The sequence below is a fragment of the Agrobacterium sp. NPDC090273 genome, assembly GCF_044772305.1.
GTDB lineage: Bacteria > Pseudomonadota > Alphaproteobacteria > Rhizobiales > Rhizobiaceae > Agrobacterium.
In genome coordinates this window covers 266,217-288,750 of record NZ_JBIVYN010000007.1, presented here as the reverse complement: position 1 = coordinate 288,750, position 22,534 = coordinate 266,217, and the positions used below count along the sequence as shown (strand labels likewise).

General features: G+C 58.0%; 25 protein-coding genes. 19 read left to right on the top strand and 6 right to left on the bottom strand.

The window, feature by feature from the left end:
- Positions 1 to 45 precede the first annotated feature (45 nt).
- From ACIQT8_RS19665 to ACIQT8_RS19635, 7 genes are read left to right on the top strand one after another with little or no spacing between them, the layout of a single operon-like run.
- Positions 46 to 432, top strand: a complete 387-nt coding sequence (locus ACIQT8_RS19665; protein WP_400968557.1) for a DUF1636 family protein — start codon at positions 46 to 48, stop codon at positions 430 to 432.
- Positions 429 to 1,466, top strand: a complete 1,038-nt coding sequence (cobW, locus tag ACIQT8_RS19660; protein ID WP_138795156.1) for a cobalamin biosynthesis protein CobW — start codon at positions 429 to 431, stop codon at positions 1,464 to 1,466. Before ACIQT8_RS19665 ends, cobW begins: the two co-directional genes overlap by 4 nt.
- 2 nt (positions 1,467 to 1,468) lie before the next feature.
- Positions 1,469 to 4,816 carry a cobaltochelatase subunit CobN gene (gene cobN / locus ACIQT8_RS19655; protein ID WP_400968553.1) on the top strand — a complete coding sequence of 1,116 codons (3,348 nt, stop codon included), beginning with the start codon at positions 1,469 to 1,471 and terminating at the stop codon, positions 4,814 to 4,816.
- Positions 4,813 to 6,171 carry a precorrin-3B synthase gene (cobG, locus tag ACIQT8_RS19650; protein WP_400968550.1) on the top strand — a complete coding sequence of 453 codons (1,359 nt, stop codon included), beginning with the start codon at positions 4,813 to 4,815 and terminating at the stop codon, positions 6,169 to 6,171. The genes cobN and cobG overlap by 4 nt, the downstream gene beginning before the upstream one ends.
- Positions 6,168 to 6,800, top strand: a complete 633-nt coding sequence (locus ACIQT8_RS19645; RefSeq protein ID WP_400968547.1) for a precorrin-8X methylmutase — start codon at positions 6,168 to 6,170, stop codon at positions 6,798 to 6,800. Before cobG ends, ACIQT8_RS19645 begins: the two co-directional genes overlap by 4 nt.
- Positions 6,797 to 7,579: a precorrin-2 C(20)-methyltransferase gene (locus ACIQT8_RS19640; RefSeq protein WP_262523517.1), complete on the top strand. Its 783-nt coding sequence runs from the start codon at positions 6,797 to 6,799 to the stop codon at positions 7,577 to 7,579. Before ACIQT8_RS19645 ends, ACIQT8_RS19640 begins: the two co-directional genes overlap by 4 nt.
- Positions 7,576 to 8,337: a precorrin-3B C(17)-methyltransferase gene (locus ACIQT8_RS19635; protein ID WP_138795161.1), complete on the top strand. Its 762-nt coding sequence runs from the start codon at positions 7,576 to 7,578 to the stop codon at positions 8,335 to 8,337. Before ACIQT8_RS19640 ends, ACIQT8_RS19635 begins: the two co-directional genes overlap by 4 nt.
- Here the strand turns inward: ACIQT8_RS19635 and ACIQT8_RS19630 are convergent.
- Positions 8,304 to 9,071: a cobalt-precorrin-6A reductase gene (locus ACIQT8_RS19630; RefSeq protein WP_400968544.1), complete on the bottom strand. Its 768-nt coding sequence runs from the start codon at positions 9,069 to 9,071 to the stop codon at positions 8,304 to 8,306. The genes ACIQT8_RS19635 and ACIQT8_RS19630 overlap by 34 nt on opposite strands.
- Between ACIQT8_RS19630 and cbiE the strand changes: the two genes are divergently transcribed.
- The 3 genes from cbiE to cobM are packed head-to-tail and all read left to right on the top strand — an operon-like array spanning position 9,070 to position 11,485.
- The gene (gene cbiE, locus ACIQT8_RS19625; RefSeq protein WP_400968541.1) at positions 9,070 to 10,341 is read left to right on the top strand and encodes a precorrin-6y C5,15-methyltransferase (decarboxylating) subunit CbiE; all 1,272 of its coding nucleotides are present in this window, start codon (positions 9,070 to 9,072) and stop codon (positions 10,339 to 10,341) included. The two genes, ACIQT8_RS19630 and cbiE, sit on opposite strands and share 2 nt — an antisense overlap.
- Complete coding sequence (locus tag ACIQT8_RS19620) at positions 10,338 to 10,715, top strand: cobalamin biosynthesis protein (protein WP_400968538.1); 378 nt, start codon at positions 10,338 to 10,340, stop codon at positions 10,713 to 10,715. Before cbiE ends, ACIQT8_RS19620 begins: the two co-directional genes overlap by 4 nt.
- Positions 10,712 to 11,485 (top strand): precorrin-4 C(11)-methyltransferase, encoded by a 774-nt coding sequence (cobM, locus tag ACIQT8_RS19615; protein WP_400968535.1) that lies wholly within the window; start codon positions 10,712 to 10,714, stop codon positions 11,483 to 11,485. The genes ACIQT8_RS19620 and cobM overlap by 4 nt, the downstream gene beginning before the upstream one ends.
- Here the strand turns inward: cobM and ACIQT8_RS19610 are convergent.
- Positions 11,440 to 12,570, bottom strand: coding sequence for a cobalt-precorrin-5B (C(1))-methyltransferase (locus ACIQT8_RS19610; RefSeq protein WP_400968533.1), 1,131 nt, complete (start codon positions 12,568 to 12,570; stop codon positions 11,440 to 11,442). The genes cobM and ACIQT8_RS19610 overlap by 46 nt on opposite strands.
- A gap of 58 nt (positions 12,571 to 12,628) precedes the next feature.
- Here ACIQT8_RS19610 and cobA point away from each other — a divergent pair, with 58 nt between their 5' ends.
- From cobA to ACIQT8_RS19595, 3 genes are all read left to right on the top strand, one after another.
- Positions 12,629 to 13,411, top strand: a complete 783-nt coding sequence (gene cobA, locus ACIQT8_RS19605; protein ID WP_400968531.1) for a uroporphyrinogen-III C-methyltransferase — start codon at positions 12,629 to 12,631, stop codon at positions 13,409 to 13,411.
- 2 nt (positions 13,412 to 13,413) lie between these two features.
- The gene (locus ACIQT8_RS19600) at positions 13,414 to 14,730 is read left to right on the top strand and encodes a cobyrinate a,c-diamide synthase (protein WP_400968529.1); all 1,317 of its coding nucleotides are present in this window, start codon (positions 13,414 to 13,416) and stop codon (positions 14,728 to 14,730) included.
- A gap of 112 nt (positions 14,731 to 14,842) precedes the next feature.
- Positions 14,843 to 16,093 carry a cytochrome-c peroxidase gene (locus ACIQT8_RS19595; protein ID WP_400968527.1) on the top strand — a complete coding sequence of 417 codons (1,251 nt, stop codon included), beginning with the start codon at positions 14,843 to 14,845 and terminating at the stop codon, positions 16,091 to 16,093.
- Here ACIQT8_RS19595 and leuB read toward each other — a convergent pair.
- From leuB to ACIQT8_RS19580, 3 genes are all read right to left on the bottom strand, one after another.
- Positions 16,074 to 17,186 (bottom strand): 3-isopropylmalate dehydrogenase, encoded by a 1,113-nt coding sequence (gene leuB, locus ACIQT8_RS19590; RefSeq protein ID WP_400968525.1) that lies wholly within the window; start codon positions 17,184 to 17,186, stop codon positions 16,074 to 16,076. The two genes, ACIQT8_RS19595 and leuB, sit on opposite strands and share 20 nt — an antisense overlap.
- Positions 17,187 to 17,403: 217 nt before the next feature.
- Positions 17,404 to 18,009 carry a 3-isopropylmalate dehydratase small subunit gene (gene leuD / locus ACIQT8_RS19585; RefSeq protein WP_400968523.1) on the bottom strand — a complete coding sequence of 202 codons (606 nt, stop codon included), beginning with the start codon at positions 18,007 to 18,009 and terminating at the stop codon, positions 17,404 to 17,406.
- Positions 18,010 to 18,167: 158 nt separating this feature from the next.
- The gene (locus tag ACIQT8_RS19580) at positions 18,168 to 18,401 is read right to left on the bottom strand and encodes a hypothetical protein (RefSeq protein ID WP_400968521.1); all 234 of its coding nucleotides are present in this window, start codon (positions 18,399 to 18,401) and stop codon (positions 18,168 to 18,170) included.
- A 110-nt stretch (positions 18,402 to 18,511) separates the two neighbouring features.
- Between ACIQT8_RS19580 and ACIQT8_RS19575 the strand changes: the two genes are divergently transcribed.
- Together ACIQT8_RS19575 and ACIQT8_RS19570 are read left to right on the top strand one after the other, a co-directional pair.
- Positions 18,512 to 19,426, top strand: coding sequence for an HpcH/HpaI aldolase/citrate lyase family protein (locus tag ACIQT8_RS19575; protein ID WP_400968519.1), 915 nt, complete (start codon positions 18,512 to 18,514; stop codon positions 19,424 to 19,426).
- Between the two features lie 66 nt (positions 19,427 to 19,492).
- Positions 19,493 to 19,699, top strand: a complete 207-nt coding sequence (locus ACIQT8_RS19570; protein ID WP_262523494.1) for a DUF1737 domain-containing protein — start codon at positions 19,493 to 19,495, stop codon at positions 19,697 to 19,699.
- Positions 19,700 to 19,722: 23 nt separating this feature from the next.
- Here the strand turns inward: ACIQT8_RS19570 and ACIQT8_RS19565 are convergent, their stop codons facing one another.
- A complete protein-coding gene (locus tag ACIQT8_RS19565) occupies positions 19,723 to 20,160 on the bottom strand; it encodes a metallopeptidase family protein (protein WP_138795173.1) in 438 nt (145 codons plus the stop codon).
- Positions 20,161 to 20,489: 329 nt separating this feature from the next.
- On the opposite strand from ACIQT8_RS19565, the gene rplU reads away from it, so the two are divergent.
- The 4 genes from rplU (at position 20,490) to ACIQT8_RS19545 (ending at position 22,466) form a co-directional block, all read left to right on the top strand.
- A complete protein-coding gene (rplU, locus tag ACIQT8_RS19560) occupies positions 20,490 to 20,804 on the top strand; it encodes a 50S ribosomal protein L21 (protein WP_138795174.1) in 315 nt (104 codons plus the stop codon).
- A 40-nt stretch (positions 20,805 to 20,844) separates the two neighbouring features.
- A complete protein-coding gene (gene rpmA / locus ACIQT8_RS19555) occupies positions 20,845 to 21,114 on the top strand; it encodes a 50S ribosomal protein L27 (RefSeq protein WP_138795175.1) in 270 nt (89 codons plus the stop codon).
- Positions 21,115 to 21,243: 129 nt separating this feature from the next.
- The gene (locus ACIQT8_RS19550; protein ID WP_138795176.1) at positions 21,244 to 21,876 is read left to right on the top strand and encodes a GNAT family N-acetyltransferase; all 633 of its coding nucleotides are present in this window, start codon (positions 21,244 to 21,246) and stop codon (positions 21,874 to 21,876) included.
- Complete coding sequence (locus ACIQT8_RS19545) at positions 21,873 to 22,466, top strand: GNAT family N-acetyltransferase (RefSeq protein WP_138795177.1); 594 nt, start codon at positions 21,873 to 21,875, stop codon at positions 22,464 to 22,466. Before ACIQT8_RS19550 ends, ACIQT8_RS19545 begins: the two co-directional genes overlap by 4 nt.
- Positions 22,467 to 22,534: the final 68 nt, after the last annotated feature.

Sequence of the window (22,534 nt, the reverse complement as noted above, 5' to 3'; positions counted from 1 at the left end):
AACGGTTTGGATATCGCAGTCACATCCTCATGCACCAAAGATGGGTTGGAAAACGATGACGTTTCCGGCGTGGTCGTGTTTGTGTGCCGCAGTTGTCGTGATGCCAGCGATCCAGATCTCGATCCCCGTCCCGGTTCCATCCTGGCGGAACGTGCAGCCGAAAAGGCGCACAACGCGGGTATCGAGGTGCGAAGCGTCAATTGTCTTGCCAATTGCAAGCGTGGGCTGAGCGCTGTTTTACGTGGCGCCGATGGCTGGTCTTATGTGTTTGGCGGACTGACGCCCGACAATGCCGAGGATTTGCTTGTTGGCGCTCGCCTGCTGGCCACTGCGCCGGACGGGCTGATGCCCTGGCGCGGCCGTCCAGATAGTTTGAAGCGCGGCATGGTCGCGCGTATTCCCCCATTCGATTTTACCGAGGAGATGAAATGAGCACCCTTCTGGATCGCGTTCCCTGCACCATCGTTACCGGTTTTCTGGGGGCCGGAAAAACAACGCTTCTGCGTGGCCTTCTCGAAAAACTCGACGGGAAACGTCTTGCCATTATCGTCAATGAATTCGGTGATGTCGGCATCGATGGCGAAATTCTCAAGGGTTGCGGTATCGAGAGCTGCCCGGAAGAAAACATTGTCGAACTGGCCAATGGCTGCATCTGCTGCACAGTGGCCGATGACTTCCAGCCAGCGATCGAGCAGATTCTCAGCCGCCAGCCGAAGGTCGAGCACATTCTGATCGAGACTTCGGGTCTGGCACTGCCAAAGCCGCTTGTTCAGGCTTTCCAGTGGCCGGCGATCAAAAGCCGTGTCACGGTTGATGCCGTTATTGCTGTCGTGGACGGCGCAGCTCTGGCTGAAGGCCAGGTCGCACACGACATGGAGGCTCTTTCCGCACAGCGGCAGGCCGATGAAGCGCTTGATCACGATGATCCCGTTGAAGAGGTTTTCGAAGATCAGGTTGCCTGTGCCGATCTCATCGTCATGACCAAGGCCGATCTGCTTGACGCTGCCGGTCTTGAAAAGGCCAAAGCCCACGTCTCGGAACATCTGCCGAAGGCTGCTAAGATCGTCGTCGCGTCGAACGGCGCCGTTGATCCTGCCGTGCTGATTGGCCTCGGCCTTGCGGTTGAAGAGGATATCGAAAACCGTCATACGCATCACGATGAAGAACACGATCACGATCACGACGATTTCGACAGTTTCGTTATCGACCTGCCTGCGGTGACCGATCCGGAAGCCCTCGCCGTCCGCATCGCCGAAACGGCTGCAGCGGAAAACGTCCTTCGTATCAAAGGCTTCATCGAGGTTTCGGCCAAGCCGATGCGTCTTCAGGTGCAGGCGGTCGGAAGCCGCGTCAATCACTACTACGACCGGCCGTGGGCGCCCGGTGAGACGCGGCGCAGCCGACTGGTCGTCATCGGTGAAAAAGGCCTGAACCGCGAGAAGATCGAACAGATGCTGGCTGCCTGACAATGCATATCCTTGCCACGACATCGTCGTCTCTGGACGACCTGATCGAGCCGGTTGATCTCAACCAGCCGCAGGCAGATGTCGTGGTTTTGTCCTTTTCGGCCAGCGATCTCGCTTGTCTGGAACGGGCATGGCGGGAGGATCAGGCACGCCCTATTCTCGTTACCGCCAATCTTTCGGAGCTTCGCCACCCCATGTCGGTCGATCTTTGGATCGAGAAGACCGCAGAACACGCAAAGCTTATCCTTATCCGGATTCTGGGTGGTGCGTATCGCTGGCGGTATGGCGTGGATCAGCTTGCGCAGATGGCGCGACGGCGCGGTGTGAAGCTTGCGCTTCTGCCCGGCGAATGCAGCGAGCGCGACGAAAAGCTGGAAGCGGCTTCAACGATCGACCAGTCGACACTTGCTGCGATCCTCTCCTTCTTCCGCGAAGGAGGGTCGGAGAACATGGAGCGTCTCGCCAGCGGATTGGCGGCGCTCTCAGGCGGTTACAACTGGCCGCAAGTTGAACCTGTTCCCCTGCCAAAGACCGGCTTTTATCGGCCGGGTGAGGGCTTCGTTGCTGAAAAACGGGCGACGGAGGATTTTGGCGTCAATGCTCCAGTCCTGCCCATCCTGTTTTATCGCTCAATGCTGCTGGCGTCCGATGTCGCGCCCATCGACGCATTGTTTGCATCCTTGAAGGCGCGGGGTTTCGCGCCGTTGCCAATCTTTGTCAGCGGTCTGAAGGATGCGGATGCGGCGGGTTTTCTGGAGCGTGTGCTTCCCGGCTTGAAACCGGCTGCCATTATTGCTGCTACGGCGTTTGCCAGTCAGGTCGATGACCATGGAAAAACCCTGTTCGATCGATTGGGATTGCCGGTCTTTCAGGTCATCATGGCAACAACCCGGCGTGACGGTTGGGCGGACAATAGCCGTGGCCTAAACCCTTCCGATCTTGCCATGCACGTCGTGCTCCCGGAGCTGGATGGCCGGATTCTTGCCGGTGTGATCTCATTCAAGCAGCCCGGTACGCAGGGTAACTCAGCCCTCATCAATGTGCCTGAGTCAGACCGCATCCTGCAGGTGACGAACCGCATTGCAGCCTTCCTGCGATTGAAACAGACACCGCGTCAGGAGCGTCGTATTGTTGTTCTGATGCCCGATTATCCAGGTGCGGCACCCGGACGAACCGGATATGCCGTCGGGCTCGATGTGCCACAAAGCGTTCTGGAAATGCTGCGCGACCTGAATGCTGCGGGATATTCGGTCTCGGAAATTCCAGAAACGGCGCGTGCCTTGCTCGATCGCGTCGAACAGGGGCATGTGCAGATCGATTGTTCTGCCTACGCGGATTTTCGCGCTGCATTTCCGGCAGAGGTGAGTGATGCACTGGAGGCGACGTGGGGTCCTGCCGAGGAGGACGATGCTGTCCGCGCGGGGGCATTCCGCTTTCGTGCCGCGACGTTTGGTTCCGTCACGGTGGCTCTCGCCCCTGATCGCGGCCGTAACGAAGATCGCCGCGTGGATTATCACGATCCTGCACTGCCACCGCGTCATGCACTGGCGGCATTCGGTGCGTGGATGCAAAGGGAAGTCGATGCCCACGCCGTCGTCCATGTCGGCGCGCATGGCACACTGGAATGGCTTCCCGGCAAGACGGTTGCTCTGTCGCGAGCCTGCTTTCCGGAGGTCGTTGCCGGGGCTTTGCCAGTCATCTATCCGTTTATCGTTTCCAATCCCGGCGAGGCGGCGGTCGCCAAACGCCGTATCGCCGCTGTTACCATCGGTCACATCCCGCCGGTGCTTGTTGATGCCGGCCTCTCGGCGGATCAGACGGCACTCGAACAGCTTGTGGATGAATATGCCCAGGCGGACGGGCTGGATCGCCGCCGCCGTGATCGATTGGCGAAACTGATTGTGGAGAAAGCACGTGAGACAGGTCTGGCGGCCGACGCAGGCGTCGGTACTCAAGACGACGCAGACACTGCCCTGTCTCGTATTGACGCCTTTCTCTGTGACCTGAAGGATTTTGCCATCAAGGATGGCCAGCATGTTTTCGGACGCAGTGCTGCGGGTGATGTTGATCCTTTGAGGCTACAAAGTGCCGCGTCGGAAAAGACGGCACTGCTTGCAGCTCTGGATGGTCTACACATTCCTCCGGGCCCTTCCGGTGCGCCAGCGCGCGGACGTCTGGACGTCCTGCCCACGGGGCGCAATCTCTATGCGGCCGATCCCCGGACAATGCCGACGCCAACGGCTTTCGAATTGGGCCGCATGGCAGGAGAGGAAGTGCTTCGGCATTACCTCCAGAGCCACGGTGACTGGCCAAAGCACTTGGTTTTCGACCTTTGGGGCTCGGCATCGTTGCGCAATGGCGGTGAGGATGTCGCGCAGGCACTCCATCTGATGGGCGCGAGACCGGTTTACGATCCAGCTACTGGTCGGGTCACCGGTATCGAGGTTTTGCCCCCTGCGGCGCTCGGTCGGCCGCGTGTCGATGTGACCTTCCGCATTTCCGGTCTTTTTCGCGATATGTTTCCGGCGCTTATCGCGCTTCTCGATGCTGCGGCCAAGGCGATTGCGCGGCGTGAGGAAGCCCAAGGTGACAATCCGTTGGGAGAGGAAGCGTCCACGCTCGGGTTTATCCCGGCACGTATTTTCGGATCTGCCCCCGGCACCTATGGCGCGGGGATCGAAGAAAAGCTGGCAAATGGGGCCTGGGAGGAACGACAAGAACTTGGTCGTACCTATCTCGATGCCGCAAACCACGCCTTCGGTGGCGCAGATGGTCTCGAGATGTCTGAAAATGCCGGCTTTGCCGCACAGGTCGAGAAGGCCGAGTTGCTCGTCCATACAGGCGATGACCCCGGACGCGATCTGCTCGACGGATCGTCCGACGTGGCATTTATCGGTGGTTTTGCCGCTGCCAAGGCGCTGCTCGGGCAAGCCGCCGATGTCGTGGCACTGGACACCACCAATCCCGGTCGCCCGCGCGCCCGATCAATCGCAGAGGCCCTGACACGTGTCGTGCGCGCCCGCGCCGTGAATCCACGCTTCATTGCCGGCCAGATGCGGCACGGTCCGCGTGGTGCTGCGGAATTTGCGGAAACCGTGGACCGGTTGATCGGTTTTGCAGAAACCACACACGCCGTTTCCTCGTCTTTGATCGAAGCGCTCTACGATGCCTATTTCGGCGATGAAGCTGTGCGTACGTTCATCCTTCGGGAAAACCCGCAGGCGGCAGAGGTCATGGCCCGACGTTTTCTCTCGGCGCGGCATCGTAACCTGTGGCATAGTCGCCGCAATGCGGTGGATGCGGAACTGGAAATGCTGATCGTTCCGCATTCCGAGAGGGTAAGCGTATGAACGCGGCGCACCTCGATCCTGTCCAGCCGTTTTCCCGACGTGGTGTTTGTCCTGCCTTGTCGGCGCCGATGCAGACGGGTGACGGACTTTTGTCCCGTGTCGCTTTCACCGACGATATATCACCGCAGGATCTTGCAAATCTTTGCGAGCTGGCTGCCCGCCATGGCAACGGGTTGATTGATGTGACGGCGCGAGGTGGCTTGCAGTTTCGTGGTTTGACATCACCAAGCGCCTGTCTCCTGGAAAACGATGTTCTTGCGCTTGCTCTGCCGGTTCGAGAAGGATTGGCGGTGGAAACTTCGCCTCTTGGCGGGCGTGATGTGACAGAAACAAGCAGTCCGCTTGCCCTTGCAAGGTGCATTCACGAAAAGTGTCTCGAACTCCGTTTGCACGAGCGTGTTGCCGCAAAAATGTCCGTTGTGGTCGATGGCGGTGGCCAGATTCGCATGAGCGATCTTCTCGCGGATGTTCGATTGAAGGCGGTGCAGCGCCACGGTCAGATCTTCTGGCAAGTGATGCTGGGAGGAACGGAAGACAAGGCATTTTATGCCGGTGTCCTTCATCCAGAACACGCTGCCGACGCTGTCATGGCGCTTCTGTGCCACCTGGCTGAACAGGGCCAAACTGCGCGTGGGCGCGATTTGGACCGTGATGCGGTGAACGCCATTTGCGGCGATGTGCTGTTGGAGCAATTGGCGCCCGATTTGTCGGAGACATTAAAATCTCCTTACGGTTTGATCGCCTTGGGTGACGATGGTTTTGCGGCTGGCATCGTACCTGCCTTTGGGCAGATTGCGACGGCGTCGCTCTCCTCGTTGTGCCGCACTGCGCTCAGCGTCGGCATCCATGCAATGCGGCCGGGGCCGGCGCACGGGCTATTTTTTTTCGGTACTCGCACTCAATGTGAGGTGCTGATTGCCTATGCCAAGTCATCCGGCCTGATCGTTGCGGGAAACGACCCAAGATCGTCTCTCGCAACCTGTTCCGGTGCTCCGGCTTGCGCGTCAGCCCTCCTGCCAACCCACGAACTTGCCGATTTCGCGGCAAAGCAGTGCGCGTCGTTGCTGGATGGCTCTTTGACACTGCATGTGTCCGGTTGTGGGAAAGGCTGTGCGCACCCCTCTCCGTCCCTCCTTGCCATTTCAGGCTCTCCGGAAGGACTGGCGTTTTCGCTGTCAGGCCGCGTTTCCGACGCACCGGATCTTGTTTTGCCGTCTGATGAACAAAAGGCCGTGCTTTCGCGGCTTGCCCGACTTTACGAAAAAGAACATAAGCCCGGAGAAAATGCCCGCACCCTGTTTGTCCGCCTGGGCAAAGACAGGGTCAGCGCGGCGCTCCGACAGGATGACCGATGACCAACTATGACTATATCCGCAACGGCGATGCGATCTATGAGCGCTCCTTCGCCATCATCCGTGAAGAAGCCGATCTTTCGGTTTTCACGCCAGAGCAGGCGGATATAGCCATCCGTATGATCCACGCCTGCGGGCAAGTGGAAGCGACGCGTCATTTCCGCTTCTCGCCCGATTTCGTTTCGGCAGCGCGTGGTGCGCTTGCTGCGGGAAAACCCATCCTCTGCGATGCGGAGATGGTTGCGCATGGCGTTACCCGTGCCCGCTTGCCGGCCAATAATGAGGTTATCTGCACCTTGCGCGATCCGCGCACACCTGAACTTGCCAAGGCAATTGGCAATACGCGCTCCGCTGCTGCTCTCGATCTCTGGATCGAGAAGATGGAAGGCGCGGTTGTTGCTATCGGCAATGCGCCCACCGCTCTGTTCTATCTTCTGGAAATGCTGGAAAAAGGCGCTCCTCGTCCCGCCGCGATCATCGGGATGCCCGTCGGTTTTGTTGGCGCCATGGAATCAAAGGATGCACTCGAGGAAACCTCGCTTGGTATTCCCTACGCCATCGTCAAAGGACGTATGGGTGGCTCTGCAATGACGGCCGCTGCCGTCAACGCTATCGCGAGGGCGGGTCTATGAGTGCTGCTTTGTTGGAGCCGACACAGGAAAAGATGCTGAAGGGCAAGCTGATCGGCGTTGGTACGGGTCCCGGCGATCCGGAATTGCTGACACTAAAAGCCGTCAGGGCCATCGACACAGCCGATGTCGTGGCGTTTTTCTGCAAAAAGGGCAGCACGGGTAACGGACGTCGTATCGTCGAAGCCTTCATTCGTCCCGGCACGCTGGAAATGCCGCTTGTTTATCCTGTCACTGTTGAGAGCGACAAAAACGGTGACGACTATCGCGGCGCCATTGCCGCATTTTTCGACCAGTCGGCGAAGGATATTGCTGCTCACCTCGACGCCGGGCGCAATGTTGCGGTTCTGTCGGAAGGCGATCCGCTGTTTTATGGTTCGTATATGCATCTGCATCTGCGTCTTGCTCCATCCTATCCGGCGGAAGTCGTGGCAGGCATAACCGCGATGTCCGGGTGCTGGTCGATGGCCGGCCTGCCACTGGTTCAGGGTGACGACATCCTGAGCATTCTTCCGGGAACGCTCGACGAGGCAATCCTGGAAACGCGGCTTTCGGGAACAGATGGTGCCGTCATTATGAAGGTTGGCCGCAACCTGCCGAAAATCCGCCGTGCTCTTGAAAAGGCTGGAAAACTGGAAAATGCGCTCTACGTCGAGCGCGGCACCATGGAAAACGGTCAAGCCATGCGGCTGGCCGAGCGAGACGGTTCGCCAGCACCTTATTTCTCGCTGGTGCTGGTTCCCGGATGGAAGGACAGGCCTTCGAACGAGGATGCACAATGACCGGCAAGCTGACGGTCGTTGGCCTTGGCCCTGGAAATACCGGGCAGATTACGCCTGAGGCATTGGCCGCAGTCGAAGCGGCGGTGGATTTCTTCGGATACATTCCCTATCTCGACAGGCTGTCGCTGCGTCCAGATCAGCGTCGCCATGCTTCCGACAATCGCGAGGAGATTTCGCGGGCCGGACAGGCGCTTCGACTTGCGGCATCAGGCGGCAATGTGTGTGTCGTTTCCGGCGGTGATCCCGGTGTTTTCGCCATGGCTGCCGCCGTGTGTGAAGCCATGGAAGATGGCCCTGCCGAATGGCGGGATATCGAATTCTCAGTCGTGCCAGGGGTGACAGCCATGCTTGCTGTTGCCGCACGTGCCGGAGCACCACTTGGCCATGATTTTTGTGCCATCTCCCTTTCGGACAACCTGAAACCCTGGGCCATTATTGAAAAGCGCTTGATTGCGGCGGCGGAAGCCGGTTTCGTCATGGCTTTCTACAATCCCGTCAGCAAGGCCCGTCCACATCAGTTGACGACGGCATTCGATATCCTGCGTAATCATTTGCCGGGGTCGGTGCCGGTGATTTTCGGCCGGGCGGCGGGTCGACAGGATGAGCGCATGCGCGTTGTGCCGTTGTCTGAAGCGCAGAGTGACATGGCCGACATGGCCACCTGCATTATCGTCGGATCGGTCGAAACCCGGATCATTGACCGCAAAAACCAACCGTCACTGGTTTACTCGCCGCGTTTCTCGGCAAGGGAAAACTGATGACGGATAGCGGCCAACGCAGTGTCTATATCGGGCACCGTCGCCACGTCGGGACGTTCCGGCCGTTCGATCATAATGACGGGAATGCCGAGCTGTCGTGCCGCTTCGATCTTTCCATAGGAGGCATTGCCGCCGGAGTTCTTGGATACCACGATCTCAATGCCGTTGTCGTTCAGCATGGCGATTTCGTCATCCAGAACAAAAGGTCCACGTGCCGTTATGTAGCGAATGTCCGGCAGCTTGAGTGGCGGCTCGACCGGATCGACACTGCGGACCAGGTAGGAATGTTGCGGAGCCATTTCGAATGGCAAAAGCTCTTGTCGCCCCAGCGCAAGGAATACGTGTCTGGGGGCGGTGCCAAGTACGGTTACCGCGTCATGCGTCGTCATCACCCTTTGCCATCGATCGCCCTGTTGCTGTCGCCACGCCGGGCGGTCGAGCGCAATCAGCGGAGTATCAGCCAACAAGGCGGCTTCTGCAGCGTTACGCGAAATACGCGCCGCAAAGGGGTGGGTCGCGTCCACCAGAATATCAAATTTCTCGTTTCGGATGAATTCTGCAAGTCCGGCCGATCCGCCAAAACCGCCGGTTCTGGTGGGTACCGGTTGTTTAACCGGGTCTCGTGTACGTCCAGCCATGGACAGCAGAATGCGGAAGCCGGAGTCCTCGGCCAGCTTTCCGGCGAGAAGGCGGGCGTCCGTTGTGCCGCCAAGGATCAGGATGGAGCGTGTCATGGTCTCTGAATATGCTGGAACGGATGAAGCTGCCACTGAAAAGGCAAAAAAGCCGTGGCTTTCGATCGTGGGGATCGGCGAGGATGGATTGTCCGGACTTGGCGAAAACGCTCGTCGTGCCATTGAAAGTGCGGCGGTTGTTTTCGGCGGTGTGCGCCACCTGGAGCTTGCGGCATCCGCAATCAAGGGTGAGGCGAGGTCCTGGCCTACACCATTTGATGTCGAGATGTCCGAAGTCGTGGCACTACGCGGCCATAAAGTCTGTGTTCTCGTATCTGGCGATCCGTTCTTCTACGGCGTCGGGGTAACGCTGCTGAGAAAGATTGCCGCCGAAGAGACGGTTTCCCATCCGTCGCCGTCCGCATTTTCTCTTGCGGCATCACGTCTGGGTTGGGCTCTGCAATCCGTTGAATGCGTGTCTTTGCACGGCCGTTCCATTGATCTCATTCGGCCGCACCTGCATCAAGGTGCAAAGATCATCGCACTGACCTCCGATGCCCAAGCGCCAACTCTTATCGCAAAATTGCTTTCGGAGACGGGGTTCGGGCATTCGACGTTTCTCTTGCTGGAAGCGCTCGGTGGGCAACGTGAGCGGTTGCGTCACGCCAAGGCTCAGGATTTCTCTCTAGAGAACATCGATCCCCTGAACGTCGTGGCGATTGATATCGTCGCTGACGCAAACGCGCGTATCTTATCCTACACCAGCGGACTTGATGACGCGTTGTTTGAACATGATGGGCAGATTACCAAACGCGAGATACGTGCGGTCACTTTGTCGTCGCTTGCCCCGCGCCATGGTGAACTTTTATGGGATATCGGCGCTGGCTCCGGGTCGATCGGGATCGAATGGATGCTTTCGCACCCTTCGCTCAAAGTCATCGCGATTGAACAGCACAGTCAGCGTGCCGAGCGTATCGCGCGCAATGCAGAAGCCTTCGGCGTTCCCGGACTTGAAATTCTGATTGGCAGGGCACCGGAAGCTTTTGAAGGTCTACCTCGCCCAGATGCGATTTTCATTGGTGGAGGTGGCAGCGAAAAGGGCGTTCTGGACGGTGCGATCGAGGCTCTGAAGCCAGGTGGCCGGCTTATCGCCAATGCCGTGACGCTGGAAATGGAAGCGATGCTACTCGCCGCGCAGGCGCGCCTTGGCGGTTCCCTCATCCGGCTCGACGTCTCACGTGCGTCGGCGGTCGGGTCGATGTCGGGCTGGAAACCGGCGATGCCCGTCACGCAGTGGAGCTGGACCAAATCACGGGATGAGGAAACGTGATCGTTGCGGGAATAGGATGCCGTAAAGGCGTCGGCGGAGACGCTATCGTGGCGGCATTGCGCGCTGCACAGGAGGCGTTTGACGTAAACGCGGATTGTCTCGCCACGGCGCCAATCAAGGCTGATGAGCCGGGTATAAAAAGTGCGGCGCGGCAACTTGGAATGCGGTTAGTCGTGGCCGATCAGGTGAGCCTCGATGCTGCGGCGGCGAGTGTGCTGACGATTTCGGAAGTCAGCCTCACTCACGCAAGATCGCCCAGTGTCAGCGAAGCCTCAGCCCTCGCCGTTGCTGGCAAGAATTCGAAACTGGTCGCACCGCGTTTCGTGGTTGGCGATATCACGGTGGCCTTTGCCACTTCTGGAGAAGAAACATGACGGTTCATTTTATCGGCGCAGGCCCGGGTGCTGCCGACCTGATCACGGTGCGCGGGCGCGACCTGATCGCCGCCTGCCCTGTCTGCCTTTATGCCGGTTCGCTGGTGCCGAAAGCGCTCATCGACTACTGCCCGCCGGGCGCGCGCATTGTTGACACCTCTTCCTTGTCGTTGGACGAGATCGAGGCTGAGTTCGTCGCAGCAGCGAAAGCGGGTAAGGATGTGGCCCGCCTGCATTCTGGTGATCTTTCCGTCTGGAGCGCCATGGGCGAACAGATCCGCCGCCTCGAGCGATTGGGTCTCGACTATACTGTCACGCCTGGGGTTCCATCCTTTGCGGCCGCTGCTGCAACGCTCAAGCGCGAGTTGACGGTTCCCGAGGTTGCGCAAAGCCTGGTTCTGACTCGTGTTTCCGGACGCGCTTCGAAAATGCCCGAGACCGAGACCTTGAAGGCTTTCGGTGCGACCGGTGCGACGCTCGCCATCCATCTTGCCATTCATGCCATCGGCAAGGTGGTCGAGGAACTGACACCGCTCTACGGAGCCGATTGCCCGGTTGCGATCGTCGTTCGTGCATCCTGGCCCGAGGAACGGGTCATTCGTGGTACATTGACCGATATCGAAGGCAAGCTCGCTGCCGAACCTGTGGAGCGAACAGCGCTGATTTTTGTCGGGCGTGGACTTGCGTCCGAGGATTTCCGCGAAAGCGCGCTTTACAGCGCCGATTATGTCCGTCGGTTCCGCTCTTCGAAGGAGAATGCTGAAGGGTGATCGGACGGCGTGAAGGCGGTGCGGCCTTTCAGATTGCCCTGCCGGTCGAATACCAGAATATCGAGCGAGACAGCCGGATCTTTCAATGCGGCGGCGGCGGTGACCCAGGCTTTCTCAGCAACGATATTGCCCAGATTAATTCCTGCGGCTTCAGCCAGTTGAAAAGCGTGTGCCACCATATTGGCCTGCCGGATTTCACTGGCAAGCACGTCGTCCGCACCGGCTCCGATGGCCAGTTCGGCAAGGGCTTCGAGATCAGCAAGACCGCGTTTGGAGTGAACATCCAGCATGCCCTGCGCCAGCTTGGTCATCTTGGCGACACCGCCGGCAATGGTGACCCGTTCGACCGGATGGCTGCGCAGGTATTTGAGCATGCCGCCGATGAAATCGCCCATGTCGATCAAGGCCGTTTCAGGCAACTCATACAGCGCCTGTCCTGCCTTCTCCGACGTGTTGCCGGTGGCGCCAAGCAGGTGGGTAAGACCGGTCGCACGGGCGACATCGATGCCGCGCCAGATCGAGTGAATCCATGCCGAACAGGAAAAAGGAATAACCACCCCGGTCGTCCCGAGAATGGAAATGCCGCCGATAATTCCAAGCCGGCCGTTCAGCGTTTTCTCAGCCATTTTTTCGCCGTCGCGAACCGAGATTTCCACCTCGAAATCCCTGTTATCACCGGCAACCTCACGAATTGCAGTTTCGATCATGCGGCGAGGAACGGGGTTGATTGCGGGTTCGCCGGGGGGCAAGGGCAGGCCTGGTCGGGTGATTGTGCCGACCCCCTTGCCAGCCTTGAAAACGATGCCGCTTCCGTGTTTTCCCAACCGCACGGTGCTTTCAATCAGCGCACCATGCGTGACATCCGGATCGTCTCCAGCATCCTTGATGACGCCGGCCCGGGCAAATTTTTCACCCTTTTCCTGGGTCGCAAGCGAAAATGCCGGTCGCGCCCCGCTTGGAAGTTCAACCTCGACAGGGTAAGGAAATTCGCCGGTCAGAAGGGCGGCGCAGGCCGCCTTCGTGGCGGCTGCCGCGCAGGTGCCCGTGGTCCAGCCGCGGCGAAGGGTCTTTCCATCCGTTTCCATTTGAATTCCTATAGCCGGGACGGCTTTATCCGTCATCGTTAAAGAGCAAGCAGCAAGTATGTCGATATCGCAAATTCTGGATAACATCGCCCAAAAAGGACCGGCATTCGAAGCCGGTCATGTCTGGCTGGCCGGAGCCGGGCCAGGTGATGTGCGTTATCTCACACTGGATGTCGCTCTTGCGCTGGGACAAGCAGACATCATCGTGCGCGACGCTCTTGTTAGCGATGAGGTTCTTGCCCTGGGTGCGCAGGCGGAGATCGTTTTTGCCGGTAAACGGGGCGGCAAGCCTTCTGCCGTGCAGGATGATATTACAGCGTCGTTGATCGACTTTGCTCGAAAAGGGAAAAAGGTGTTGCGCCTGAAAGGTGGCGATCCCTTCATTTTCGGCCGGGGGGGCGAAGAAATCGAAGCGCTGCGCGAGGCTGGCATCTCATTTCGCGTGCTGCCGGGTATGACGTCCTCGTTTACGGCCCTGGCGGCGGCTGGTATTCCAGCGACGATGCGAGGCATCAGCCGGGCCATAACGCTCGCGACAGGCCATGCGGCAGGTACCGAGGACGATCTTGACTGGCTGGCGCTCGCCAAGACGAAGGAACCGATCGTCGTCTATATGGGCCTGAAGAACATCGGTACCATCGCTGGTCTCTTGATGACAGGCGGGCGGTCTGGCGACACGCCGGTTGCCATCATAATGGCTGCGACGACTGCGCAGGAACGAATTTTCATCGGATCACTGAAAAACATAGCCGACGATGCAAAGCGTGAGAATTTCGAGGCGCCAGCCCTGATCGTCATTGGTGATATTGTTTCCATGCGACATCGTCTCGGAATATCCTGATCATGACAACACGGGCAATCATCATTGGCGCACCACGCTCCGGCTCCGGCAAAACCAGTGTGACGATCGGCCTGCTGCGCGCGTTCGCCCGACGTGGTGTCAATGTGCGTGGTATCAAGACCGGCCCGGATTACATCGACCCCGGCTTTCATGCGTTTGCGGCCGGTTCCGCTGGTCTCAATCTCGACAGTTGGGCCATGCAGCCCGATCTGTTGCGATATCTCTTTCTGGAGCAGGCCGCCGGCGCCGACCTCGTCATCATCGAAAGTGCCATGGGTCTTTTCGATGGTATCCCTGTTGCAGAACACCGTAGCGGGTCGGCTGCTGATCTGGCGCGGCTTTTCGGCATACCCGTGCTTCTCGTTCTCGATGTTTCCGGTCAGTCGCAGACGGCTGCGGCGATTGCACATGGTTTCGCGCATTACGATCCGGCAGTCCGCATGGGTGCTGTTGTCCTTAATCGTGCTGGCAGCGAAAGGCACCGTACGCTTTGTTCCGAGGCAATCGAAAATATTGGCCTTCCCGTTGTCGGTTGCGTCTTGCGCGATCCTTCACTTTTTCTGCCGGAACGGCATCTGGGATTGGTTCAAGCCAGTGAACACTCGGAAATCGATGCCCATATCGAACGGCTGGCAGACACGATGGAAAAGTCCATCGATCTTGATGTGCTGCTCTCGTTGGCCACTCCTGTCGAGGTCCCATCTGGCTCCTTAGAGGCGGCAATTGCTCCTCCCGGTCAGCGCATCGCGCTTGCGGAGGATGCCGCTTTTACCTTCCTTTATCCGCATCTCAAAAGTCATTGGCGCGCAGTGGGAGCGGAGATCGTACCGTTTTCGCCACTCGCCGACCAAGCGCCCGATGAGACGTGCGATGTTTGCTGGCTGCCAGGCGGATATCCTGAACTCCATGCCGGTACGCTTGCAGATGCTGCGAATTTCAAAGCCGGTCTTGCTCGCTTTGCCGCAAAAAAACCTGTTCACGGCGAGTGCGGTGGCTACATGGTGCTGGGTGAGGCACTGGAAGATGCAGATGGCGTGACACATGCTATGACGGGGCTTTTGTCGCACGCTACCAGTTTCGCCAAGCGCAAGATGAACCTTGGTTATCGACAGGCGACGATTACCGTTGATGGTCCGCTTGGCAAGGCGGGCGAGGTTTTGCGCGGCCATGAATTCCATTATGCGCGTGTGACCGATCCGGGCCGGGATGAACCTTTTGCGGAGATTGCCGATGGGCAAGGCCGTGTACTCGGACCTTCCGGTGGAAGACGCGGACCTGTTTCCGGCAGCTTCTTTCATGCGATTGCAAAAGGGACGTGACCTTCCCTGCTGCGACAAACTGGAGAGTGCTGTGAAAGTTTGTGGGCGCAGAACATGTGAAGTGGTATAAGGCGGGCATTAATCGCGCATTTTCCTGAAGCGTGCCGTACCGATGACCAGACCCGGATATATCACCTCTATCGTTCTTGCTTCCATCTTCGCCATGGCGCCTGTGAGAGCGGGCCTGGAGAGCCTGCAAGCGCACGGCGGTGAAGATTATGCGACGCTCGAGAAACTGGGCGCGGCCCTCTTCGACGATCCCAACATATCGATGAACCGGACGATGGCATGTTCCACCTGCCATATGCAGGCTGCCGGTTTTTCGGATGCGCGCGAGGCGGACAAGGTTGGCCGCGACGTTTCTTTGGGCGATGACGGTTTTTCGCTTGGCGATCGAAATGCGCCGACTGCGGCCTATACGAAATTCTCGCCACCTTTCGGCAAAAATGACGCGGGCGAATATGTCGGCGGGCAGTTCTGGGATGGGCGGGCCGGCTCACTGGAGGATCAGGCCGCTGGCCCTCCTCTCAATCCGATAGAAATGGGCATGCCGGACAAGGCCGCTGTTGTTCAGCGGCTGAAAGAAAATCCGGATTATGTCGCCGCATTCGGCACGCAGTTCGGCGGGGATGTCTTTCAGGATGATGAGACAGCTTTTGCAGCCATGACAAAGGCGCTGGCCAGTTTCGAGCGCTCAGATCAGTTTTCCACCTTTGACTCGAAATATGATCGCTTTTTGCGGGGGGAGGAAAAACTAACAGATCAGGAAGAGCTTGGACGGGTGCTGATGTCATCGACACAGTTCACCAATTGCAATCTCTGCCACGAAATACGTGGTTCGAAGGGACTGGAAAACGGGCTCTTCACCAACCACAAATATTTCAATATCGGCGTCCCCGCCAACAAGGCGGTGCGTGCGGCGAATGGGTCGAAAGCAGATACGGTCGATCTTGGTCTGGCACAGAACCCGCTTGTCGCGGGTGACCCGTCTGCACGTGGCAAATTCAAGGTGCCGACATTGCGCAATGTTGCCGTCACCGCGCCTTACATGCACAACGGGGTGTTCAAGGATCTGCGCACCGCCGTGCTGTTTTACGTGAAATACAAAAGCAAGAAGCCGAGCCGTCAGATCAACCCGGAAACCGGCGAAAAATGGGATGCGCCGGAAGTGCCTGATAATATCGCCATGGAGGAATTGACCTCGGCGCCGGCACTGGACGACAAGCGCGTGGACGCCATAGTCGCGTTTTTGAAGACGCTGACCGACAAGCGGTACGAACACCTTCTACCAAAAGACGCTGGGCAGGCAACGGTGCCACCTGCCCAGCCAATCGCTGTGTCGGTTACGCCGAAAGCGCCTTGAATTCGGCGAGAACCGCATCACCCATTTCGGTCGTGCTGACCTGGCGCGAACCCTCGGCCATGATATCGGCCGTGCGGATACCCTTGTCGAGCACGTTGGCGATGGCGGTTTCGAGCTTTGTGGCTTCTTCGACCATGTTGAACGAGTAACGCAGGCACATAGCGAAAGACGCGATCATGGCGATCGGGTTGGCGATACCCTTGCCGGCGATATCGGGTGCCGAGCCATGCACTGGCTCGTACATGGCCTTGCGTTTGCCGGTCTTGGCGTCTGGTGCACCCAGCGAAGCCGAAGGCAGCATGCCGAGTGAACCAGTCAGCATGGCGGCAACGTCGGACAGCATGTCGCCAAACAGGTTGTCGGTCACGATGACATCGAACTGCTTGGGCTTGCGAACAAGCTGCATGCCGCCGGCATCTGCCAGCATGTGCTCAAGCTGAACGTCCTTGTACTTTGCCGCATGCGTTTCAGTGACAACCTGGTTCCACAGTACGCCCGATTTCATGACGTTGCGCTTTTCCATGGAGCAAACGCGGTTGTCGCGGGTGCGCGCGAGCTCGAAAGCGACGCTTGCAATGCGTTCGATCTCGAAGGTGTCGTAGATCTGCGTGTCGATGCCACGCTTCTGGCCATTGCCCAGATCGATGATCTGCTTGGGTTCGCCGAAATAGACGCCGCCGGTCAATTCGCGGACGATGAGAATGTCGAGGCCTTCAACCAGTTCGGGCTTCAACGAAGAGGCGGCGGCGAGTGCCGGGTAGCAGATTGCCGGACGCAGATTGGCGAACAGTTCGAGATCCTTGCGAAGACGTAGCAAACCGGCTTCCGGGCGATGTTCGTAGGGGACGCCGTCCCATTTCGGCCCGCCGACTGCACCGAATAGGATGGCATCTGCCGCCAGGGCCTTTTCCATGTCAGTGTCGGAGATCGCGACGCCATGTGCGTCATAGGCGGAACCGCCGACCAGGCCTTCCTCGATCTTGAAGCCGGCGTTCTTCTCGTCATTCATGTAGGCGATCAGCTTGCGGACTTCGGCCATGGCTTCGGGGCCGATACCGTCACCGGGCAGCAGGAAAAGCGTGCGAACTGTCATCAAAACCTCCTTGGCGACACACCGGAAAACATCGCAAAGCGTTTTCGAGAATGGCGGACGCAGCATGAAACTCGTTTTCCATCGGTTGCCGCATATTCGACGGTGTGGATGGGGTGGGGCTTCTTATCGCTGGTGGAGGGGCTTTTCAAGCAAAGCAAAAGCCGATCCGGTACGCTTTTATGTGACAGGATCGGCTTTCATCATAAGCAGCTTAGATTTACGCCCAGGGACGGACAGATGTGTTGGCTTTTTCGAAGGTGTCGATTGCACCTGAGTGTTCGAGCGTAAGGCCGATGTCATCGAGACCGTTCAACATGCAGTGGCGCTTGAATGCGTCGATCTCGAAGCCAATCGTGCCGCCATCCGGTCCGCTGATTTCCTGGCGCTCAAGATCGATCGACAAGACCGCGTTGGAACCGCGCGATGCGTCGTCCAACAGCTTCTCAAGGTTCTCCGGGCTGACCACGATCGGCAGAACGCCGTTCTTGAAACAGTTGTTATAGAAGATATCGGCGAAGCTGGTGGAAATCACGCAGCGAATGCCAAAATCAAGAAGCGCCCACGGCGCATGCTCACGCGACGATCCGCAGCCGAAATTGTCGCCGGCGACGAGAATCTGCGCGTTCTGATAGGCGGGCTTGTTCAGCACGAAGTCAGGGTTCGGCGAACCATCTTCGAGGTAACGCGATTCCGCGAAAAGACCCTTGCCAAGACCGGTACGCTTGATGGTCTTCAGATAGTCTTTCGGAATAATCATGTCGGTGTCGATGTTGACGACCGGCATAGGGGCGGCCACGCCCGTCAGCTTGGTGAACTTTTCCATCTGTCGCTCCGGAATTCTTTTAACAGAACAGCAGCGCCAAGGCCTGCTTCAGGTTCCCTGTGGGAAATACTGCAAAACACATGGGTTTTGAAGCACAAACACGCCCAATTCGGTACGCTTTTGTCAGTACCGTGGCGTTTTACCCTGCTGCGCGGGGCTTAGAGATCGATGATCGTGCCCTTGCCGTCGTTCCATACGCGCATGTCGCGTTGCTGACCGCGGGTTTTCACCGGAATTGGCGCTGGCTTGAGACGGGCGGAGACAAGGCGCGCGAGGCTGAGAACAGCGAGCGCGCCCACAAACGCCACCGTCAGCGAAGCGGTGAAGAGAGCGGCCATAGCCAGAATTGCGATGCCGGATGCGGCGATGAAAAACGAACGGATGCCTTGCATGATCCAAACCTTTCTTTCCAAATGAATGTGGGCCTTCTTCATCCGGCTTGCAAGAGGATTCAGTGGATTGTCAGCTTGCAGATGTCATAAAAGGTTGACACAAGTGCGGCATGGCTAATTTTTTGCATCACAACATCGTCAGCCCTCGTCGTTCGTTGCTCTCTGTTCCCGCAATAAACACTCGAGCGCTCGACAAGATTCACGATCTTGATTGCGATGGGGTGATCTTCGACCTGGAAGATTCTGTTGCGCCTGATATGAAAGAGAAGGCGCGGGACAATCTTAGGGCATTCTTTCAGGATCGCCCGCTTGCTGCGCGTGAAGCAATTATCCGCATAAATCCCTTCGAAACGACGGAGGGAAAAGCGGATCTGGAGCTTGTCCTTTTCTGTCGTCCCGATGCCGTTCTCCTGCCGAAAGTGGACACCCCGTCCGATATTCATCAGGTGGCCGATCTTCTCTCGGAGAGCGATGCTCCCGCGGATCTGAAAATCTGGGCGATGATCGAAACGCCACGCGGCGTTCTCAATGCTGCCGCAATTGCCGAAGCGGCCCATACGGCTGACGCGCGGCTGTCCGCCTTTGTTGTCGGGCTGAACGATTTGCGTAAGGAAACAAGAGTTCCTGCCCTGCCCGGTCGCGCTTATCTGGTTCCATGGTTGATGCAGGTTGTGCTGGCTGCCCGCGCGTATGGACTGGATGTCATCGACAGCGTGTCGAACGATTTTCGCGATCTCGGCAGTTTCGATCTCGAATGCGAACAGGGGCGCCATATGGGGTTTGATGGCAAGATGCTGATCCACCCTGCCCAGATCGAGGCGGCAAACCGCCGGTTTGCTCCGGAAGAGGCCGAGGTTGCCGAAGCTCGGGATATCATTGCTGCTTTTGCCCAACCCGAATCCGCTGGATTGAATGTTATCAACAAAAACGGGCGCATGGTCGAACGACTGCATGTTGGCCAAGCCGAAAGGCTTGTGGCGCTCGCTGACGCCATCGCTCATGGCGCCGCAAAAAACAGAATCTAGTTGGGGCCTCGCGCAATCTGACCAGGTTCAGATTGTTCGCCCCGTTTCTCCAGAAAGGCAGGAAAAGTGAAAGTCTATCGTTTTATCACAGGTCCGGACGACTCGAAGTTTTGCCATCGCGTTACCGAGGCTCTCAACAAGGGCTGGGAGCTTGCAGGTTCGCCGACCTATGCCTTCAATGCCGCAGCCGGTGTGATGCACTGCGGCCAAGCCGTGACCAAGACGGTCGATGGCAAGGAATATCACCCGGACATGAAGCTCGGCGAACAGTGATGATGTGATTGGTGTGGACCGGATTACCGGTCCACGGCAGCCTCGGCGCTTTCTTCTATACGCTCCATGTCGTCGTCCGAGAGGCCAAAATGGTGGCCGATTTCATGGATGAGGACATGGGTGATGATATCGCCCAGCGTTTCGTCATTCTCCGCCCAATAGTCGAGAATGGGACGACGATAGAGCGTGATCCGGTTCGGCATTTCGCCGGTTTCCATGGTAAAGCGCTCTGAAATGCCGCGGCCCTCAAATAGTCCGAGCAGATCAAACGGTGTTTCAAGCGCCATATCTTCAAAGACTTCGTCAGTCGGAAAATCGGCGATCTCGATAATGAGGTCCTTGGTCAGCGCGCGGAATTCTTCCGGCAGGTGGCCATAGGCCTCGATGGCCAGCGATTCAAATGCTGAAATTGTCGGCGCGTGGCGGTCCCGCCAATCGTCGGTCTGGTCAATGCGGGCCATTTCTGCTCCTTATTTACGCGCCATATATACACTTGCGATGCAAATTTCGAGGGGGGACTGCAAGAAGAGCCGAAATCGCCTGAAATTCTTGGCGTTACGGTTACTTTTCAAAGCTTCATTGTCTTGACACAAGCCGGAGTCTCGCGTATCCCCGCACCCAAATTGATGGCGTATTGCGCCTTCTGTTTATGTCACGCCTATCGGGGTGGCTTCACCGGCAGAGTTTAGAAGGGCATTCAGCCCGGACGAAATTCCGCTCATCCGACTGATAAAAAGACGGCCAGCACGCGTTTGCGGGCAGAGCCGGAACGAACATGAAAGGATAAAAAATGTTCGCAGTCATCAAGACCGGCGGTAAGCAGTACCGCGTAGCGGCCAACGACGTGCTGACCATCGAAAAGCTGGAAGCAGAAGCTGGCGCAACTGTAGAATTCACCGAAGTTCTCGTGATCGGCGTTGGCGCTGACGCAAAGTTCGGCGCTCCTTTCGTTGCTGGTGCAACGGTCAAGGCTGAAGTTGTCGAGCACAACCGCGGCAAGAAGGTTATCGCCTTCAAGAAGCGTCGTCGTCAGAACTCCAAGCGTTCGCGCGGCCATCGTCAGCATCACACTGTCGTCCGCATCACGGACATCGTTGCTGCCTGATCGGCGCGACACGGGAAACTAGGTTTAAAGGAGCAATCCAATGGCACACAAAAAAGCTGGCGGTTCTTCGCGTAACGGTCGCGATTCGAATTCCAAGCGCCTTGGCGTAAAGAAGTTCGGCGGCGAAGCTGTCATTCCAGGCAACATTATTCTGCGTCAGCGCGGTACGCAGTGGCATCCGGGCGCCAACGTTGGCATCGGCAAGGACCACACGATTTTCGCACTGACGGCAGGCAACGTGAGCTTCCGCACGAAGGCTAACGGCCGCGTGTTCGTATCCGTCGCGCCGAAAGCCGAAGCCGCAGAATAAGCCGGCAGCGTCATATGCAGCCGGTGTCCCAACGACCCGGCTGAGACGCATCAGGTTCAGTCATAAAAAAGGGGAGTTGGGGCACCACCCAACTCCCCTTTTTCTTTAACCTCATGGAGGGACTGAACCATGCAAGCTGAATTGTTAAGGGTCGACCAATCACGGTCACCCCAAGAACGGCCGAGGCCCGATCGGTCAAGGAGCGATTGCCCCGTTTTGTTGTCGCAGAGGCTGGTATTGCGCAAGCCTCACGAAGAAGACATCGACGCCCTTGCCCATCTTGCCAACAACGCCAATATCGCGACCATGGTGTCGCGTATGCCGCATCCGTACACGGCGAAAGACGCCGTGGACTTCGTGCGACGCACCAAAGCTGGCGAGATTGGCAAGTGCGTCTATGCGATTACGCGCATGGACAATGGCGAGTTTATGGGATGCTGCGGCCTCGAGCCCCAGGAAGATGAAAAGACCCTGGAAATCGGTTATTGGCTGGGGGAACCCTACTGGAACCGTGGCTACATGACCGAAGCGGCACATGCGTTGATCGATATGGCGTTCCGAACCCGCGAGATCGACCAGATCGATGCGCGGTGCCGGGTCACCAATATCGCCTCACGGCGGGTTATTCAGAAGTGCGGTTTTCAGTTCCAGAGTTCCGGCATGGTCGGTTCACTGGCGCTTGGTGGCATGGTGCCGGTTGAATGGTACCGTCTGGATCGCAAGACCTGGGTTTCGCTGAAGAGCTGGGGGGACATGGGATGAGTGCACTGGAACTGACCCGTCGTCGCGTTAATACCGCGTCACCGCCCGGCCCCTGCCCTACTCTCGAAACGCGCCGTCTGGTGCTGCGCCCTCAGCGTTTGTCAGACGCCGGCAGCATTGCCGAATCCTTGAGCGATTTCGAGGTCACGCGGATGTTGGCACGCGTTCCGGCGCCCTACCATCGTCAGGATGCGCTGGAATGGCTGATCCTTCGCACATCCGGGACTTTGCCGGATTGGGACTTTGCCATTACCAATGGAGATGACACCCTCATCGGCGTCGTCTCCGTGGAATTGCGGCATGGCGAATGGCATCTCGGTTACTGGCTCAACCGCTTCTATTGGGGCAAGGGCTACATGACTGAAGCGGTCGCTGCTGTAGGTGAACGGTTCTTCCGCCGTATGCCTGGTACTGTGCTGCATTCTGGTGTGTTCGCCGACAATCCGGCATCCCTCAGGGTGCAGGAAAAGCTCGGCTTTCGCGTTACCGGGTGCCATCAGATCTATGCGACCGCGCGTGCCGCCATGGTCGCGCATATAGATACGGTCCTGACCGAGGACGGACTTGTGCGTCCAAAGCCGAGACACTGAAATAAACAAGGCCGGTTTTGCCGCAAACCGGCCTTGTTGTCCGGGCGCTTTCCCACGATAGTCTTTGA